The 17,942-nt window shown below is 28.8% G+C and carries 17 protein-coding genes; 7 read left to right on the top strand and 10 right to left on the bottom strand.

The genetic code is table 11. From position 1 onward, the window contains the following. Positions 1 to 388: 388 nt before the first annotated feature. On the top strand, positions 389 to 982 hold the full coding sequence (locus IC173_RS03055; protein WP_227855139.1) for a nitroreductase family protein: 594 nt from the start codon (positions 389 to 391) through the stop codon (positions 980 to 982). A gap of 105 nt (positions 983 to 1,087) precedes the next feature. Here the strand turns inward: IC173_RS03055 and IC173_RS03050 are convergent, their stop codons facing one another. Beyond that, positions 1,088 to 2,491 (bottom strand): MATE family efflux transporter, encoded by a 1,404-nt coding sequence (locus IC173_RS03050; protein WP_227481893.1) that lies wholly within the window; start codon positions 2,489 to 2,491, stop codon positions 1,088 to 1,090. Next, a complete protein-coding gene (locus tag IC173_RS03045) occupies positions 2,475 to 2,936 on the bottom strand; it encodes a MarR family winged helix-turn-helix transcriptional regulator (RefSeq protein WP_227433746.1) in 462 nt (153 codons plus the stop codon). Before IC173_RS03045 ends, IC173_RS03050 begins: the two co-directional genes overlap by 17 nt. A 272-nt stretch (positions 2,937 to 3,208) precedes the next feature. Between IC173_RS03045 and IC173_RS03040 the strand changes: the two genes are divergently transcribed. The 6 genes from IC173_RS03040 (at position 3,209) to IC173_RS03015 (ending at position 7,254) form a co-directional block, all read left to right on the top strand. Continuing rightward, the gene (locus IC173_RS03040) at positions 3,209 to 4,192 is read left to right on the top strand and encodes a helix-turn-helix transcriptional regulator (protein ID WP_227433745.1); all 984 of its coding nucleotides are present in this window, start codon (positions 3,209 to 3,211) and stop codon (positions 4,190 to 4,192) included. A gap of 61 nt (positions 4,193 to 4,253) precedes the next feature. Beyond that, on the top strand, positions 4,254 to 4,691 hold the full coding sequence (locus IC173_RS03035; protein WP_227481891.1) for a DUF3795 domain-containing protein: 438 nt from the start codon (positions 4,254 to 4,256) through the stop codon (positions 4,689 to 4,691). 55 nt (positions 4,692 to 4,746) lie between these two features. Beyond that, on the top strand, positions 4,747 to 4,956 hold the full coding sequence (locus IC173_RS03030; protein ID WP_413927537.1) for a DUF1697 domain-containing protein: 210 nt from the start codon (positions 4,747 to 4,749) through the stop codon (positions 4,954 to 4,956). Between the two features lie 584 nt (positions 4,957 to 5,540). Then, positions 5,541 to 6,056 carry a helix-turn-helix transcriptional regulator gene (locus tag IC173_RS03025; protein ID WP_227433742.1) on the top strand — a complete coding sequence of 172 codons (516 nt, stop codon included), beginning with the start codon at positions 5,541 to 5,543 and terminating at the stop codon, positions 6,054 to 6,056. Positions 6,057 to 6,103: 47 nt separating this feature from the next. After that, complete coding sequence (locus tag IC173_RS03020) at positions 6,104 to 6,607, top strand: flavodoxin family protein (RefSeq protein ID WP_227855138.1); 504 nt, start codon at positions 6,104 to 6,106, stop codon at positions 6,605 to 6,607. Further along, positions 6,604 to 7,254, top strand: a complete 651-nt coding sequence (locus IC173_RS03015; RefSeq protein ID WP_227855137.1) for an NAD(P)H-dependent oxidoreductase — start codon at positions 6,604 to 6,606, stop codon at positions 7,252 to 7,254. The genes IC173_RS03020 and IC173_RS03015 overlap by 4 nt, the downstream gene beginning before the upstream one ends. Positions 7,255 to 7,599: 345 nt before the next feature. Here the strand turns inward: IC173_RS03015 and IC173_RS03010 are convergent, their stop codons facing one another. The 8 genes from IC173_RS03010 to IC173_RS02975 all read right to left on the bottom strand — a co-directional run bounded on the left by IC173_RS03010 (position 7,600) and on the right by IC173_RS02975 (position 17,849). Then, entirely contained in the window at positions 7,600 to 10,164 is a 2,565-nt protein-coding gene (locus tag IC173_RS03010) for an ABC transporter permease (RefSeq protein ID WP_227855136.1), read from the bottom strand. Then, positions 10,151 to 10,840 carry an ABC transporter ATP-binding protein gene (locus tag IC173_RS03005; RefSeq protein WP_227433738.1) on the bottom strand — a complete coding sequence of 230 codons (690 nt, stop codon included), beginning with the start codon at positions 10,838 to 10,840 and terminating at the stop codon, positions 10,151 to 10,153. The genes IC173_RS03010 and IC173_RS03005 overlap by 14 nt, the downstream gene beginning before the upstream one ends. A gap of 298 nt (positions 10,841 to 11,138) precedes the next feature. After that, positions 11,139 to 12,110 (bottom strand): sensor histidine kinase, encoded by a 972-nt coding sequence (locus IC173_RS03000; RefSeq protein WP_227855135.1) that lies wholly within the window; start codon positions 12,108 to 12,110, stop codon positions 11,139 to 11,141. Positions 12,111 to 12,192: 82 nt separating this feature from the next. After that, complete coding sequence (locus IC173_RS02995) at positions 12,193 to 12,885, bottom strand: response regulator transcription factor (RefSeq protein ID WP_227824465.1); 693 nt, start codon at positions 12,883 to 12,885, stop codon at positions 12,193 to 12,195. A 181-nt stretch (positions 12,886 to 13,066) separates the two neighbouring features. Beyond that, positions 13,067 to 13,480, bottom strand: coding sequence for a cupin domain-containing protein (locus IC173_RS02990; protein WP_227846211.1), 414 nt, complete (start codon positions 13,478 to 13,480; stop codon positions 13,067 to 13,069). A 115-nt stretch (positions 13,481 to 13,595) separates the two neighbouring features. Continuing rightward, positions 13,596 to 14,357, bottom strand: a complete 762-nt coding sequence (locus tag IC173_RS02985; protein WP_227481883.1) for an ABC transporter ATP-binding protein — start codon at positions 14,355 to 14,357, stop codon at positions 13,596 to 13,598. 14 nt (positions 14,358 to 14,371) lie between these two features. After that, complete coding sequence (locus IC173_RS02980) at positions 14,372 to 15,907, bottom strand: glycine betaine ABC transporter substrate-binding protein (protein WP_227855134.1); 1,536 nt, start codon at positions 15,905 to 15,907, stop codon at positions 14,372 to 14,374. 364 nt (positions 15,908 to 16,271) lie between these two features. Beyond that, positions 16,272 to 17,849 carry an ATP-binding cassette domain-containing protein gene (locus tag IC173_RS02975; RefSeq protein WP_413927536.1) on the bottom strand — a complete coding sequence of 526 codons (1,578 nt, stop codon included), beginning with the start codon at positions 17,847 to 17,849 and terminating at the stop codon, positions 16,272 to 16,274. Between the last annotated feature and the right edge of the window lie 93 nt (positions 17,850 to 17,942).

Genomic DNA, 17,942 nt, shown 5'->3' with positions numbered 1-17,942 from the left:
GTTTATGTTTATGTTTATGTTTAAATAATTATAGTATGTTAATCTCTTAATGTCAATATTTTTATACACTATCTATGCTATCCATCCACACCTAAAAGAGTGGACTTTCTGCACTAGGTTGTAAATATACAAGTACTAATACCTTGATAAAGCTACATTAAATTTTCAGTGTTATTTTTACCAGAATTCTCATGCTCTACTTCTAAAGACAATGACTTTTTTCTAAATTAATGATAAAATAATTAAAACAATTCTTCTATATGTGAATATGTTTTTTGTAAACATAACGTAAATAGATTTTATATAAATAGATTTTTAAAACTAATATAATCTTTTAAATAAAAACCTTACTTGGAAAAATTAACAAAAATAAATGGAGGTTACTATAATGATAAGCGATTCTATATCGAAAAGACGTAGCATTAGAAAATATAAAAATCAAAATATTTCACATGAAACTATAGAAAAAATAATTGAAGCTGGAATAGATGCACCTTCATCTAAAAATAGACAACCATGGAAATTTATTGTTGTCACTGAAAAAGAAAAAGAATCTATGCTTAGAGCTATGAGCAAAGGTATTCAAAATGAAATTGATAGCAATGGACTTCTTCCAGAAAGTCGTCAACATATTGCAGGAGCAAATTATACTGTTGAAATTATGAAACAAGCTCCCATAACAATTTTTATTTTAAACAAGTTGGGAAAATCACCTTTAGAAAACTTATCTGCTGAAGAACGTTTTTATGAAATGGCAAACATACAATCAATCGGAGCTGCAATTCAAAATATGTCTCTTACAGCTGTAGAATTAGGTTTAGGTAGTCTTTGGATTTGTGATGTGTACTTTGCATATTGTGAATTATGTGAGTGGTTAGATACAGATAGTCAATTGGTTGCAGCAATATTGTTAGGTTATCCTGATGAACAACCAGCAAAAAGACCTAGATTAAAGTTAAATGATGTAACTGAATGGAGATAAATAACTATTTATAATTAAAATATGGTAAGTAAATTCAATAAAAACAATTTACTTACCATAAAAAATAATTTGATTACTATGCTGTTAGAACTATTGAAGATTATCTTATACCTCTACAATCTCCTTATGATTACTCACTACTTTATTTTGCTTTATAGTCAATGATTTCATTTCATGAACTGCAAAATATATACATACCATTGCAGCAGCGGCATCCGCTATTGGCCCCGCATACATTACTCCATCAATACCCATAAACATTGGTAAAATCACTATTAATGGAATTAAAAACAGAATCTGACGAGTCAAAGAAGTAAAAAGTCCCAGTACTGATTTCCCAATTGATGTAAAGAAAGTTGATGATACTATTTGAACACCATTTATAAATGTTAAGAACAAGAAAGTTCTAAAATAATGTTCTGCAAATATAAAGTAAGTTTCATTCCCATTACCAAATATAGATGTAATTTGTCGTGGGAAGAATTGGAAGCATAAGAATGCAATAACAGATATAACAGTTGCACTTCCTACTGCTAACTTATATGCTTCTTTTACACGATTATATTTTTCAGCTCCATAATTGTATCCTATAATTGGTTGCATCCCTTGTGATATACCAATAATTATAGATATAAAAATCATATTTACTTTAATAATGATACCAACACAAGCAAGTGGAATTTCACTTCCATAAACTGACCTAGCTCCGTAATATGCCAACGTATTATTCATAACTATTTGTGTTACAGTCATTGCTAATTGGTTAAAACATGAACTTGAACCTAGCGCAAATATATGTTTATAAATTATACTCTCTAATTTAAAACTTTTCTTATGTAGTTTAATATGTTGAAAATTCATTACATAATAAACACTAAAGCCAAAAGATATAAGTTGACCAATAACAGTAGCTAAAGCAGACCCAGCAATTCCCATATCAAGCACAAATATGAATAGTGGATTTAAAATTGTGTTAATAACTGCTCCTACCAACATACAAAACATAGAAGCTTTTGGTTTTCCATCAGCAAGTATCAACTTACTCATTCCAGTAGACATTATAAGAAATGGCAATCCAATTGATGTAATCTTTGTGTATGTGTGTGCATAAGGTAATATTTCTGATGTGGAACCAAAGAATTTCAATAGTGGTGTTAAAAATATTGATACTATTATAAACAAACTTATTCCAAAGATAGCCATTAGACAAATAGAATTTCCCGCTGATTTTGTAGCTTTTTCTGAATTTTTAGCACCTAATTCTAATGAGCACTTAGATGCTCCACCAATACCTAATAATAAAGCAATTGCAGTACATATTGTTGTTAGTGGAAAGCTAACATTTGTAGCAGCATTACCTAACACTCCAACACCTTGCCCGATAAAAATTTGGTCAACTATGTTATATAACGCACTTACTAACATTGCTATAATGCTAGGTATTGCATACTTAGTCAATAATTTTGAAACTTTCTCATACTCCAATGGTTCTTTATATTTTTCTTCCATCTTCCTTCGCCTCCAATTTTGCTTCTTCATTCATATCAATAGCTATAAAAGCAGTCTTTTTTAACATTGACATGAACAACTCTTGCTCTTCTTTTTTAAATGAACTTAACAATTCCTCTACATATCCATTCGTTATTTTTATTATTTCATCATAACATGCCAAAGATTTTTCTGTAGGATACAGATGCCATGTTCTTTTATCTTTAACACTTGGTTCTCTAGTGATAAACCCTTCTTTTTCTAGGTTTGCCAAAGCTCTTGTTATATTACTAGGATTTACAAGAATTCTTTTAAATATAGTATCCTGTGTAATACCTGGATTACTACATATGTGTAATACATAAAAATATTGGCTATTATTAATTCCAATATCAGCCAATTTCCTATCAATATAGTTTGCGTTATATCTATTTATAATGGAAACCCATTTTAATAGCTCTCTCATGTTCTCTCCTTAATATTGTTATTTATATTTTTGTTGCGAGCGCAACAATCTATTTGCTCATGCAATTATTTTACTGCTAAATTTACACTTTGTCAATAGTTCCTAATTCTTAATTCCTTTTAAGCTGTCATGTCAATGTGACATAATATAGTAAATTAGACAAGATGCAAATCCACAGAATTAAAATTAAATGACAACAAGTAAAATCAAGCCATAACTTCTCTATTTCGTTATAATGAATGTAGGGTAATTGAAACGAGGTGAATAGTTAAATGTATGAGTGGCAACAACAAATTCAGATAATCATTGACGAGATTGACAAATGTATTAAAAATTACAACGGCGAAGTCTTAACGTTACGCTTTCTTTCTCGCAAATTAGGATATTCTGAATTTTATACAACGAAAAAATTCAAAGAAATATCGGGTATGCAGTTTAGAGATTACTTGCGGAATAGAAAATTAGCCTTTGCATTAAAAGAGGTTAGGGACAGTGATAAGAGTCTATTGGACATTGCTTTTGATTATGGATTTTCATCACATGAAGCTTTTACCAGAGCTTTCAAAAGAACTTATGGTGTAACACCAAGTGAATATCGAAAAAATCCTAAGCCAGTCGTTCTTCGTACAAAAATAACCCCTTTTGACCGCTACTTTTTAGGATTAGGAGAAATAGGAATGATTAAATCAACAGATGGTGTCAAGATTTATTTTGCAACCATACCTGCACATAAATTTTTGTACATTAAAAACAATGAGAGTAACGGGTATTGGGATTTTTGGAGAAAACAAAACCTTATTCCAGGACAGGACCACGAAACAATTTGTGGTTTGCTCGACAGCATCAAGGGTAAATTGGATGATGATGGTGGAAGCGAAGCTAACTGTGGAAGTGGTCAGATTATGGCTTATATAAACAGTCCAGATGGCAGGCTCTGCGATTGGGGTATTCTCCGTACAGAGTGTTGGGGCGTACGACTTCCTTTTGATTATAAAGGGGAACTTCCGCCACAAATGCTTATGATTGATATTCCTGAAGCCGAGTATATCATCTTTGAACATGGTCCATTTAATTATGAACAGGAAAATTGTAGTGTTGAAGAAAAGATTGAAATGGCTATGGCAACTTTTGATTACATTGGTAAGGGTTACTGTCCTGATATTACCCCTGGAAGAATCATGTACTTTTATTATAACCCAGACCAGTATTTTAAGTACATTAGACCTGTGAAAAAGATGTACGCCTATCCACTGTAAAATCCAAACTAAGTAGATAAGACGTACTCGATAAAATAAAATTTAAGGAGGAAAATTAAAAATGACTAAGTCTATTTGCGGAGTTGATTGTAGGAAATGCGAATTGAGTAACACTTGTAATGGATGTGCTGAAACGAAAGGTCATCCTTTTGGTTCAGAGTGCTTGGTTGCATTATGTTTGAAAGAAGGTAAAGATGCTCTATACAAATTCAAAAAGAATTTGATTGCAGCATTTAATGCACTTAATATACAAGATATGGAAGAAGTCACAGAACTTAATGCACTGAAAGGCTCTTTCATTAACATTGAATATACCTTGCCAAAAGGGCAGCTTGTAAAGTTTTGGGACGATAATAAAATTTACTTTGGAAATCAGCTTAGCAAAAAAGACAGTGACAGATATTATGGAATTATTGCTGATGAAAAATATCTCATGGTATCTGAGTATAGCGTTTATGATTCTGATGCTGAAATTGTAGTATTTAAGCGTTGGGTGTAAATGCAAATTGAAAGTTGAAGCAAAGATTATTTATAATAGATGGAGGTTCTTTAAGTTGGAAAAATATATTGCTCTTTTTCGTGTCATAAACATTAGTGGTAAAAACAAAGTGTCAATGCCATTATTAAAGGCGGCATTTGAAGGTATGGCATTTTTGAATGTTAGCACCTATATCAATAGCGGAAATGTTCTTTTTCCAGTGAAAGCAACGATAAAAGTGAATGCCAGCACTACAAAAAAATTATTTTTGTTATCTAGCAAGTAAATCTATTATGGGCATAACATGGAGTTCCCAAATTTCAGTTTATCTTTATCATTGACTGACTAGAAAATTTGAAATTGACTAGAAGGTTATAACTGGATGGAAGTAGTTAAATTTGCAAAAAAACAGCTATACGAAAGCATCTGGAGCTATGACAATACCATAAAAGGTTAATAATCTAACGTCGTCATTTGTACAAAACTAAGAAAAAAATAGAGACTGACTCAGACAATCCACAATATATTGGCTGTTTGGGGTGTTGGCTATAAATTCAGCGAATAAAAACCGCAGATTGTATATAATTCACTAATTAGTGAATTATATACAATCTGCGGTTTTGTGCACTATTCAAATAATTTATATGCTTTTAATCATATTATCATATCAAAGTTCTTATGTAAGTGGTAAATTCAACTCTTAAAACTTAAGATATTGATAATAAACCTAGTGTTTAAGCGATAATCTGTATTTCTGTTTAAAACTTAATTGAAAAACATATTGATAGTCTACCCATTATTTGTAATAATTAATATATCAAAACGATATATAACTAAACAATATATACATAAACGATATTAGGAGGCACTATGTTAGAATACATTATTTTAGGATTTCTGATGGAAAAAGAATTAAGTGGATATGATTTAAAACAAAAGATGTCACAAAGTACTTCATACTTTTTTGATGCTAGTTTTGGTAGTATTTATCCTGCACTTAAAAGATTAGAAGAAAAAGATTATATCTACTATCGCGAAGTTATAGATGGGGGTAAATTAAAAAAACTATATTCCATAACTGATATAGGGAAATCATACTTTCTCGAGTGGTTAGAAAAACCAATTAAATTTTCTAAGACAAAGCATAACCACCTTGTTAACATATTTTTTTATGAGTACTTACCTAAGGAAATAATTGAAACAAACTTAAAAATGTTAATAGCTGAAATTGAATTACTTTTAAATAAATTAGATGCACAAAAAACTGAGGTAGAACAAAATTGTTGTATTGACCAATACACATGTATGTATTTCACAATGATTTATGGCGTTGACTATTATAGTTTTGTAATTAATTGGTGTAATGATTTATTAAAAAAATTGTAGGATAGAATTACAAAAGTCAACCTACATAATATAAAGGGGTAAAACTTATGAGACTTTTAATACATGATTTAACTGAAAAAGATTTAGATAATTTATTACTTAAACTTGATAACAATATAAAAATACTTTCAAACACTGAAGAAATCCACAAGTGTATTGGTTGTTTTGGTTGTTGGATTAAAACACCTACTACATGTGTCATAAAAGACTATTACAGAAATATGGGTAAATTGATAGCTGATTCTGATGAACTTATTATAATAAGTAGATGTTGTTACGGTGGATTTAGCCCATTTATTAAGAATATACTTGATAGAAGTATAAACTATCTCCTTCCATACTTTGTAATAAAGAATAATGAAATGCATCATAAAAATAGATATGAAAAACAGATAAATTTAAAGGCTTTATTCTATGGGGATTGTATTACAGATACTGAAAAAGACACTGCTACTAATCTAGTACGTGCAAATGCTGTAAATCTCAATATGAAGGAACATTCTGTTTCATTTTTTAAAAATCCACAAGATGTAAGAGGTGAATCTTTATGAATATAGTAATGATAAATGGAAGCCCAAAAGTAAAAGAAAATAATTCACAATACTTTTTATCTGAAGTAGAAAAACTTATACAAAAGGATAATGACATTCTCACATTTAAAATAGACAATGTATCTAAATATCCTAAAGCTATTGAAGCCATACTTACTTGTGATAGGTTAATAATTGCATTTCCTCTTTATGTAGATGGCATTCCTTCTCATTTAATTCGTTTTTTAGAGGAATGTGAAGAATGTGCGAAGAAACTAAATAAAAAATCTATTCCAGTATATGCAATAGTTAACTGTGGATTCTATGAAGGGAAACAAACTCATTTAGCAATTGAAATGATAGAAAATTGGTGTAAAAGGGTTAACTTTACATGGGTTCAAGGGATAGGAATTGGTGGAGGAGAAATGCTAGGTTCATTACAATCTACTCCTTTAGGTAAAGGTCCAAAAAAAAGCTTAGGAACTTCATTAGGAGAACTATCAAAGAATATACTTAGTAACAACATAGATAGTAACACTTCTAGTAAAGATAATATTTTTATATCACCTAACTTTCCTAGATTTCTATTTAAATCTATGTCTAATTATCATTGGACTCCTCAAGGTAAATCAAATGGACTGACTAAAAGTGATATATTAAGAAAATAAAAAATTAATATTAAAATAAATTTTACATAAGATATAAGTATTTTATTTGTCTTTAAAATTATGCATACAAATCTATACAAATCATGTAAAGCTTAAAATACTATATTAAAAACAACTTCTAAAAAGGGGCTGTCTCAAAATAGGGATAAGTCTCTTTTTCATTGTTTAAATAATGAAAATATATTTGATTTCATACAAAAAAAGAGTGCCTCATGAACCAAAAAGCTCATTTTGAGACATCCTCTTTCTATTGTGCATATAAAAAATATTTTTTTATGCTACATTTAATTATTATTTAGCTTGAATTATATTTAACCATTATTCAGTTTCTATTATATTTAACTATTATTCAGCTTCCCTAATTCTTTCAACAATACTATCCTTAGAAACATTATGATAAACTATTAAAGGCACTATAGACGTTATCAAAAATACTATTAATAAACTTATTATAAGCGCCCCTAATGGATAAGCATACACAGAATATCTTAATTTCATAATATTAAACCCTAAAAATGTTGCGATACTTCCAAAAGTAAGATTTACAATAGTTATTATCACCCCATAATAAAAACCTTCAAGCATTATCATTCTTTGAAGCTGTTTTCTTGTCATTCCTACTGCCTCAATCATTGCAAACTCTTGTTTACGAGACATTATATTTGTTATCATAGTATTTATAAAGTTTAGCACTCCAATCAATCCTATTATAAATACCGCACTCATACCTACAATCTTTATAACCTTTTGACTCTCTCTTGCCTCTTCTATATAGATATTTTTTGAATAAACTTTTGTATATGGATTATTGTATTTCTTATTCAAATTATTTATTTTATTTTCAACAGACTTCACATCACCATTTATATCAATTACCAGATTTTCTATATATGGCTTTATAACCATATTTTTAAAGTCATTTTCATTAATGTACATCCCCATATTAAAATTTTGTGCACCATCAAAAACTGCCATGACTTTAAACTCTTTATCTATATATCCTTTCCCTATAGTATCTCCTTTTAAATATCTAAACTTAATTTTATCTCCTGCTTTTATTTTACTTCCTTCATGTCCAGTAATTACTACATATCCACCTTCATCAAATTTTTTCTCATCTATAGAACCTGACAGTATTTTAGAATTCTTTTGAGAATATATAATATTGTTTTTTGATAGTTTACTTAATAATCTACCTGAAGATAATCCAACTGTATCTGAGGCTAAAAAACCATTATTTTCTGCAATTTCTTTTGGGTCTCTGCCCTGAAGAAATTGCTTTTTATATTCTTCATCTACTTTTTGAGTCAATATCTCATCTTTTAAATCTCCTTCATAAACTATATAACTTAAATCCTTGTACACCTTACTTACATTACTCACTCCATCAAGATTCTTAATATCTTTTATAAGATTTTCGTCAATTGGAGCAACTTCGTTATCTTCAGATTTAGCAGTGTCTGCAAGTCCATGACGTATTTCTATATCCCCTAACATCATACCTTCAGCAGCTCTTTCTGGATTAGAGCTACTTATAATTGCAGATACAGTCAAAAATATTATACAACTTAGTGACATAGAAACTAAAACTAAAATAGCTTTGCGTCTATTTCTAAATACATTTGCAAATGCCATCTTATGAATTTTAGAACCACTTTTCCCTCTTTTAGACTTACGTTTAATCTTATTACTTTTATCACTATATCTTACAGCATCTATAGGAGATACAGAACTTACAATCTTAGCAGGTTTTTTGCATGACAATCTAACAGTTACATATGAAAATACAACGGCAAATACAAATATTAACGGATTAAAATATTCAAATGCGGTTTTATTTAATCCATCCATAAACTTACCAACTAGAGGAACAAACACTATTCCTATTAAAAATCCAAATAATAAACCTATTGGTATAGCTATTATACATAATCTATTAGCTTGTTTAATAATCAATTTTTTTAATTGATATGGCGATGTTCCTATTGTTTTTAATAATCCATAATATTTTATATCTTTAACAACTGAAATATAAAAAATATTATAAATTAATAAATATCCACTTAAAAGTATAAGCATTACAATTAAGATTATTGGTAATACATTTTTAACAACTTCTTTGAAAGTAGTTGCTTGTTTACTTAAATATATAGGATTTATAGTTGATTTTCCTGAATAAGGTTGGATTTTCTCAGTTAGTTTATCAAATTTAGACTGCAAATCTTTATCATTAAAAAAATTAAAGGATACACTTGTAGGAGCTACTTCATTTGTTTTTTTGTAATTATCATAGAAAGCTTCACTCGTAAATACATCATGAAGAGGTATTGCTGTAGCTGTTTTGTATTCAAAATATCCAACTAGTTTAAATTTGAACGTTTCTTTTTCATTAGTTAGTACCCCATCTTTAGTTTTTGGAATTATTAATTTTACTTCAGCACCTATTTTATGAGGTATATCTAACATATCTAATATCTTTGTAGGCATGACTATTTCATCATTATTTTTTGGTAAACTCCCTTCAATCATCTCTACATTTGCAGCATTTTCAAGACTTTTTTTATCATAAACGGTTAAATTCACTGTCTGAGTTGAAAACTCTGGATTTTTTAAACTTGCTATGTTTTTTACTATTCCAATACTGTTTTTGTCTACTGAACTATCTTTTTTTATAATTTCAATTTGTCTATTACTTAAAGCTTGAAATTGAACATGGTTCTTTGTCCCATATTCCATAGCTTTGTAACTATTAAAAGCGTCCAACATACTATATCCCACTGTAAACAATGATGTAAACAAAACTGTTGTCAATACTATTGCAAGCACTGAAACTATATTTCTCATTTTATTTGTTTTGAAACTTCTATTACTTAACTTTTTTATAATTTCCTTATTGTTATTCTGTAACATTGTTCTCACCTCTATTTACAACTTTTCCATCCTCAATCCTTATAATTCTATCAGCCATTTGAGCAATTTGTTCATTATGAGTTATCATAATTATAGTTTGGCTAAACTTATTACTAGTAACTTTTAAAAGTCCTAGCACATCTTGTTCTGTTTTGCTATCTAAATTACCTGTTGGTTCATCAGCTAGTATTATTGATGGTTTTGTTGCTAAAGCTCTTGCAATAGCTACTCTCTGTTGCTGTCCTCCTGATAGATTATTTGGTAGGTCATCCACTTTTTGACTTAGTCCTAAAACTTCTATTATCTCATCTATATATTTAGTGTCTATTTTACATCCATCAAGTTCTATAGGTAATACTATATTTTCATAAACATTTAGTATTGGAACTAAATTATAATTTTGAAATATAAAGCCTACATTACGTCTTCTAAATATTGTAAGTTCTTCATCATCCATAGCAAATATATCATTATTATCAACAATTACTTTTCCATCACTTGCTCTATCAAGTCCCCCTATCATATGTAACAAGGTACTTTTTCCACTACCTGAAGTCCCAACTATCGCTACAAACTCCCCTCTATTTATACTTATATTTATTCCATCTAAAGCTTTTACTATATTTTCACCTTTTCCATAATATTTTTTTAAATTATTAGTCTCCAGTATTTTCATAATCAAATCTCCCTCTTACTTTATTTTATATATTTTTTAATTGTATATTAAACTTTCACGCTTATTGATTCCTTACTTAGATATTATCATGTAAGCCCCTATCCAATCCTCACAGTGCTGTTATATTTTAGATATGAATTATAACAATTTTGAGATATTTTGTGATATTTATTGAAGTGAAACTAAAAATAGTGCATATAATGTTATCTAATAAACACTATATACACTACTTCTAAGAATTTTTGATTTTATTTTCAAGTTATATATTATAAACATCAATTTTAAATAAATGCTAAGTCTAATTTTTCATATAAATATTAAATGTAGTTCCAATATTTTTTTGAGAATCTACTTTTATATATCCATTCTGTTTATTTATAATTTCTCTTGCTAAGTACAATCCAACTCCAATACCTTCTATATTCCCAACTTCTCTACTTCTATAGAACCTTTTAAATATATTGTTTATTTCACTCTCATCTATACCCATTCCATTGTCACTTATGATAATTTTAGTGAATATATCCATTTTATCAGTCTTTATACTTATCTTTCCTTCCTCATTGGTATACTTTACTGCATTTTCTATAATATTAAATAAAGCTTCACTAGTCCACTTCTTATCGTGACAAACTTCAATTTTATCATCTAAATCAATTTCTAGTAATATATTTTTTTCTTCTAATTTTAAAAACACTCCACTTAATGCACTTGCAATAGTATCACTTATTCTGCTTTTAGTCGTATTCAAAGATATAATACCAGTTTCTAATCTAGAAATTTTTATAAGTGCTTTTCCCAACCAGTCCAATTTATTTACCTGACTTTGCATGTTTTCTAAAAACAATACTTGATTCTTTCTATCTAACTCTTTTTGCATTAGAGTCTCATTATACATAGATATATTAGCTATTGGTATTTTTATTTGATGCGATATATCTGATATTAAAGTTTTTATATTTTCTTTTTCCTCTGAATACTTGCTGTTTTTAACTTCCATAACCTCTATCATATATTTAATTTTATTTTGAACTTTGGCAGTTAAAGTATCTTTATTTAAATCAAAGTGCATATTTTTATTACCCGATATAAATTCATCTATGTTATATATGATATTGCTACTAAATTCAACTATGTCTTTTCTTATTTTATATACAAAAAATAACGATATAAAAAACATAGTAACTATAAAAATTAAAATTATACAATTAATATTTACAATAAATTCAGCTAAATCAGGATGCACATATAAAATTTTGTTAGTTTGCATTCTTATTATTATTAAGGATAAACATGATACTATGAAATATATAATAGAAATGTTCTTGTAATAGTTCTTATTTAAACTTTTATTATTTTTCATCTTGTTCACCAACCCACATATAACCTATTCCATAAATAGTTCTTATGTACTTATGCTTTGATGTTTTCTGGTCTATTCTCTTTCTCAATCTATTTATATTTACAGTCAATGCATGTTCTTCCATATACTCACTATCATTGTCCCATATTGCATCTATCAATGCTTGTCTTGTAACTATTTCATTTTTATGTTGCACCAATTTCTTTAGAATTCTATATTCTATAGGTGAAAGGATTATATTTTCGCTATTTCTAGTTACAGTCATATTATCAAAATTAAATTCAAATTCTCCCTCAAATAAGACCTCTTCTTGTATTTCAACATTACATCTTCTAAGCAGTGCTTTTATTCTTTGTATCAATATGTTTATACTAAATGGCTTTGTTATGTAATCATCTGCTCCTATCTTAAATCCATTTACAATATCAGATTCCATATCACATGCTGTCAAAAACAGAATACCTACTTTTGAACTAGCTCTTATTTCTTTGCACAAGTCAAATCCATTTCCATCAGGAAGATTTACATCTAATATCATTAAATCTATTTTTTCTTTCTCAAATTTCTCTTTAGCTTCTTTTAGACTATATGTTGGTACAACTCGAAATCCATCACTTTGTAAGTTAAAACATATACCATTATTAAGCATAATATCATCTTCTACAACCATTATAGTTTCCATTTTATTTCCTCCATATTTTTTATACACATTAAATCATTGAGTTTCCTATTTTATTATACTAATTTTATTTTCTAAAAAACTATTATTCTCTTAAGTTTTCATTAATTCAAAATAAAAAGAGTGTATATTTAGTAATTTTAACTAATATACACTCTTCATTTTTTATAAGTTTATAAATATTCTATTTTAGTTTACCATAGTCTTCATCAGATACAGGCTCCAACCATTCATTGAAGGCTCCCTCTGCTGGTACTTCTACAGCTAGATGCTGAAACCAACTATCTGGTGCAGCTCCATGCCAGTGTTTTACATCTGGTGGTATATTAACTACATCACCTGCATGCAATTCCTGAGCTGATTTTCCAAACTCTTGATAATATCCTCTACCTCCAGTTACAAGTAAAATCTGTCCACCCTTATGATGTATGTGCCATGAATTGATTGTAGAAGGAGCAAAAGTCACATTACCAATTCCCACACCCTTAGTAGTAAGCATATTTAAATAACATTCTCCTGTAAAATACTGTGCAAATGCTTTGTTTTCTTCCCCAATAGGGAAAACTGCTCCTGTACCTAAATCTCTTTCTCTATCCATATTTAATACCTCCTATGCCTTGCTTAACTATTCTTACATTTTTAGTATACGACTTAAAGTTAACTCAAGGTCAATAGCTTTTCAGTATTATCATAATTTAATTTTTGGATTAACTTTATTCTTTTAAGTCATCATAACTTGTTATAGATTTTTTTACATTCAGTAATTGGTCTACAAATTGATTCGCAGGAGCATTTAAAATATTTTCAGGAGTATCATATTGTTGAATGACTCCATGATTCAATACTAAAGTTTTTGTACCCAAAATCAAGGCCTCATAAATATCATGTGTAATAAAGATAATCGTAATTCCTGTTTTTTTATGAATTTCTTTTATCTCTTTTTGTAACTGTTTTCGTGTAATTTCATCAACAGCTCCAAAAGGTTCATCCATCAATAAGATTTCTGGTGAAGAAGCTAAAGCACGTGCAATCCCTACACGCTGTTGCTGACCACCTGATAATTCAGATGGGTATCTTGTTTTCATATCATTTGGTAATCCCACGATTTGCATCCATTTGTCTACAGCATTTTTTATCTCTAACTTATTTTTTCGATTAAGGAGATTTGGCACATATGAAATATTTTCTTCAACAGTCATATGAGGAAAAAGAACACTTCCCTGCACACAATAGCCTATTTTTCTTCTTAATTTAATTAAGTCCTCATTTTTAATGTCTGTTTTATTAATTAAAATATCTCCTCCATCTGGCAAAATAAGACCATTAATCATTTTTAGAAGTGTTGTTTTTCCACTTCCAGATGACCCAATAACAGTTAAAAATTCTCCTTTTTCTATATCTAAATTTAGATTATTTATGATTGTTTTATCATTATATTGTTTTTCAATATTTTTAAATTGTATAATAGGTGTCATTATATTTCCTCCAATTATAAAAGTCCCTTTTTGTTCAAAAACTCATGTGCAACTTCTCTAGGCTCTAAATTATTATTTTCTACATCGTAATTCAATTTAGCCATCTCTTTATCAGTTAAAATATTTTTAACCATCTGGAATACTTTTGAAAGCTCTGGGTGTTCCTCTAACACCTCTGAACGAATAACATTTCCACATTGATAAGATGGATAAAAGCTTTTATCATCATTTAAAACTACAATATTTGAAACACTATACTGACCATCAGTTGTAAATATAGGCATTACATCAATTTTTCCCTCATTGATTGCCTGATATTTAAGTCCAATATCTAAATCAACTGTGTTTTTAAAGTGTAAGTCATAGGTATTACATAGTGGAGTATAGCCATCTTCTCTTTCATAAAAATCATACTCTGCACCAAATGTCAATTTAGAAGATATATCTCTCAAATCTGAGATATTCTTTAATTTATATTTATCTGCAATTTCTTTTCTGACTGCCAACGCATAACTATTAGAAAAACCATACATTCCAGTCCACTGCATTTTAAGTTTAGTTTTATATTCAGATTGTAATTTCTCAAACATATTTTCAGTGTATAATTCATTTTTCTTCAGTACCATATTCCATCCTGTCCCTGTATACTCTGGATAAATATCAAATTCTCCATTCTCCATAGCTGGCTGAATATTGGATGTTCCTCCGCCTACACTTTGTGTAATTTCTACTTTTAAATCTGTATTTTTTTCAATTAAAATATCCAACATTTCACCAAGAATATATTGTTCAGTCATTGGTTTTGTAGCAATATGAATAGTTTGAGTCTTTGCAGAGTTAAAAAAATAAGATGTAAAGATAGTTGTTATGAGGATAAGACTTCCTAGAATGGCAAATACTTTTTTCCTATTTTTCTTTTTTCTTTTTCTTTGTAAAAATCTTTCTACTAATCCTAGAATAAAATCAAATAACAAAGCCAATAGAGCAATAAGAATGCTTCCAGTGACTGTCATTACTGTGTTGTTTGTTGTGATTCCTCTATATATAGCTACCCCCAGACCACCAGCACCTATAAATGAAGCGATACCAGTCAATGCAATTGTCATAATAACCATGTTTCTAATCCCAGACATAATAACAGGTAAGGCTAGTGGAAGTTTTATTTTATATAGTATCTGAAAGTCTGTACTTCCCATACCTTTCGCTGCTTCAAGTATATTTTTATCTACGTTAGTAATTCCAGTATATGTATTTCTAACCATAGGTAATAATGCATATATAGTAAGAGCAATAACAGCTGTAGTATTTCCAATTCCAGATAATGGTATCAAAAAACCTAACATAGAAATAGATGGTATAGTGTATAGAAAATTGATAGTCCCCAAGATGGGCTTAGAAGACTTGTGAAATTCACTTACAATGATACCAATTATACCACCTAAAACAATTGCAATTATTATAGAAATAATAGAAATTGTCAAATGCTCGATGGATAGTTTTATAAAAAAATCACTTCTTTCAGATAATAGCGTTAGCATATCGTTTAGCATTACTTACACTCCTTTTATGAGTTTTACTTAATAAGATTCAAATTATAAAATTATAGTTTAGTTATAGACTGCATCTTACTACGCTAAGTAAATTATTCCATAAATTACATGTTAAGGTCATAATATAAAACTTTCAAGTAGACACTAAAAAGTAACTAATAGAAAATCCTACCTTGTCAATCTTCATGAAAATAATAAAAAATGTCAGAACCGTTAAAAACTTGCTATTTAAACGGATTTCTGACACTATATTTAATTAAATTTGAATATTTATCATATTATTTATTATTGTTAAACTTAACTATCATATTATATACCCATTATATTTACTCATATATCATCTATATTTATTGTATTTTATTTATTATACTATATATTTTGCTGTTAGCGATATTTTATTGTTAGACAATTGTTTTGGAGTTCCTTCAAAGATTACTTTCCCACCTTTTGTCCCTCCCTCAGGACCCATATCAATAATCCAATCTGCTCTTTTAATTATATCTATATTATGTTCAATTATGATAACTGTATTTCCATTATCTACAATCTCTTCAATTATACTTATAAAATTTTCAATGTCAGCCATATGAAGACCTGTTGTCGGCTCATCTAATATATACACTGAACTTTCCTTATTTAATTCATTAGCAAGCTTTAATCTTTGACACTCTCCTCCAGATAATGTATCCAGAGTTTGCCCTAAAGTAAGGTATCCGATTCCCATTTTTTCAATGCACTGTAATTTCTTTTTAATCTGTTTTAGACTAAAAAATTCAATCGCATCTGAAACTGACATTTCAAGAATTTCTATTATATTTTGCCCTTGAAATCTATATTCTAAAACTTCTTTTTTAAATTTTTTTCCTTCACAAATATTGCAAGTACTTTTTATACTTTCCATAAATGCAAGGTTTGTTTGTACTGTTCCAGAGCCTTTACAATTATTACAAGCTCCTTCTGAGTTTGAGCTAAACAAAGACGCTTTAACACCATTTACTTTTGCAAAACTGTTTCTTATATCGTTCATAATTCCACTATATGTTGCTAAGCTTGACCTAGAATTAGCTGATACAGGGCTTTGGTCTATTAATACAGCATCTGTATTTTGCTTTAAAAATTCATGTTTAATTAATGTACTCTTACCAGCCCCTGCTACTCCTGTCACTAAAGTTAATACACCTTTAGGTATCTTTATAGATATGTTTTTTAAATTGTTTTGATTACAATCTTTAACCTCTAAATATCCTCTATCTTCTCTTACATTTTCCTTAATAGAAAGAGCTTTATTTAAGGCATTTCCTGTCAATGTCCCACTTGAAAGCAACTTTTCATAACTTCCTTCATATACAACTTTACCCCCATACCTACCAGCTTTTGGACCTACATCTACAATGTGGTCTGCAATTTTAATAACATCTGGGTCATGCTCAACAACTATAATTGTATTTCCTTTATCACGTAATTTTCTTAGAAGATTATTTAATTTATAAACATCTCTTGGATGAAGACCTATACTTGGCTCATCAAAAATATACATCAAATCTACAAGGTTACTATTTAAATATTTTACCATCTTTACACGCTGAGATTCTCCACCTGATAGTGATGATGTTTCCCTATCTAAAGTTAAGTACCCTAGACCTATATCTATGATGTTATTTAGTTTTTCTAGTATTCCTTTAAGTAGAGGTTGTGCTTCTGGCTCATTTATATCTTTAATAACCTTAACTAATTCATCAAGTTGCATACTTGTCAAGTCTGCAATATTGTAGCCATTAATTAAAGATTTATATACGCTTTCATGAAGTCTTCTTCCATTGCAAACAGGACACTTGTCTTCTATAAGGAGTTTACTCAATTTTTTCTTAGTAGTCTCAGAAATTTCTCCTTCTTTACTTAGATATAGACGATTAAACTTAACCATTAAGCCTTCATATGTCATATTTATTTTTCCAGTTTCTTCTACTGTAATCTTTTCTGGCTCACCATATAAAAATTTTTTCAGCTCTTTCTCTGAATAATCACATATTTTCTT

Source organism: Clostridioides sp. ES-S-0048-02 (assembly GCF_020658495.1).
GTDB lineage: Bacteria > Bacillota > Clostridia > Peptostreptococcales > Peptostreptococcaceae > Clostridioides.
The sequence above is the reverse complement of the archived record's forward strand: the minus strand, read 5'-3'. Positions and strand labels throughout refer to the sequence as shown.

What these genes read in the sequence shown, in the direction of transcription:
- IC173_RS02995 (WP_227824465.1), bottom strand. Translation starts at nt 12,885, where the DNA reads ATGGAAACTATAATGGTTGTAGAAGATGATATTATGCTTAATAATGGT.
- IC173_RS03035 (WP_227481891.1), top strand. Translation starts at nt 4,254, where the DNA reads ATGACTAAGTCTATTTGCGGAGTTGATTGTAGGAAATGCGAATTGAGT.
- IC173_RS03010 (WP_227855136.1), bottom strand. Translation starts at nt 10,164, where the DNA reads ATGTTACAGAATAACAATAAGGAAATTATAAAAAAGTTAAGTAATAGA.
- IC173_RS03025 (WP_227433742.1), top strand. Translation starts at nt 5,541, where the DNA reads ATGTTAGAATACATTATTTTAGGATTTCTGATGGAAAAAGAATTAAGT.
- IC173_RS03015 (WP_227855137.1), top strand. Translation starts at nt 6,604, where the DNA reads ATGAATATAGTAATGATAAATGGAAGCCCAAAAGTAAAAGAAAATAAT.
- IC173_RS03050 (WP_227481893.1), bottom strand. Translation starts at nt 2,491, where the DNA reads ATGGAAGAAAAATATAAAGAACCATTGGAGTATGAGAAAGTTTCAAAA.
- IC173_RS03000 (WP_227855135.1), bottom strand. Translation starts at nt 12,110, where the DNA reads ATGCAAACTAACAAAATTTTATATGTGCATCCTGATTTAGCTGAATTT.
- IC173_RS02975 (WP_413927536.1), bottom strand. Translation starts at nt 17,849, where the DNA reads ATGACATATGAAGGCTTAATGGTTAAGTTTAATCGTCTATATCTAAGT.
- IC173_RS02990 (WP_227846211.1), bottom strand. Translation starts at nt 13,480, where the DNA reads ATGGATAGAGAAAGAGATTTAGGTACAGGAGCAGTTTTCCCTATTGGG.
- IC173_RS03045 (WP_227433746.1), bottom strand. Translation starts at nt 2,936, where the DNA reads ATGAGAGAGCTATTAAAATGGGTTTCCATTATAAATAGATATAACGCA.
- IC173_RS03040 (WP_227433745.1), top strand. Translation starts at nt 3,209, where the DNA reads ATGTATGAGTGGCAACAACAAATTCAGATAATCATTGACGAGATTGAC.
- IC173_RS03055 (WP_227855139.1), top strand. Translation starts at nt 389, where the DNA reads ATGATAAGCGATTCTATATCGAAAAGACGTAGCATTAGAAAATATAAA.
- IC173_RS03020 (WP_227855138.1), top strand. Translation starts at nt 6,104, where the DNA reads ATGAGACTTTTAATACATGATTTAACTGAAAAAGATTTAGATAATTTA.
- IC173_RS03005 (WP_227433738.1), bottom strand. Translation starts at nt 10,840, where the DNA reads ATGAAAATACTGGAGACTAATAATTTAAAAAAATATTATGGAAAAGGT.
- IC173_RS02985 (WP_227481883.1), bottom strand. Translation starts at nt 14,357, where the DNA reads ATGACACCTATTATACAATTTAAAAATATTGAAAAACAATATAATGAT.
- IC173_RS02980 (WP_227855134.1), bottom strand. Translation starts at nt 15,907, where the DNA reads ATGCTAAACGATATGCTAACGCTATTATCTGAAAGAAGTGATTTTTTT.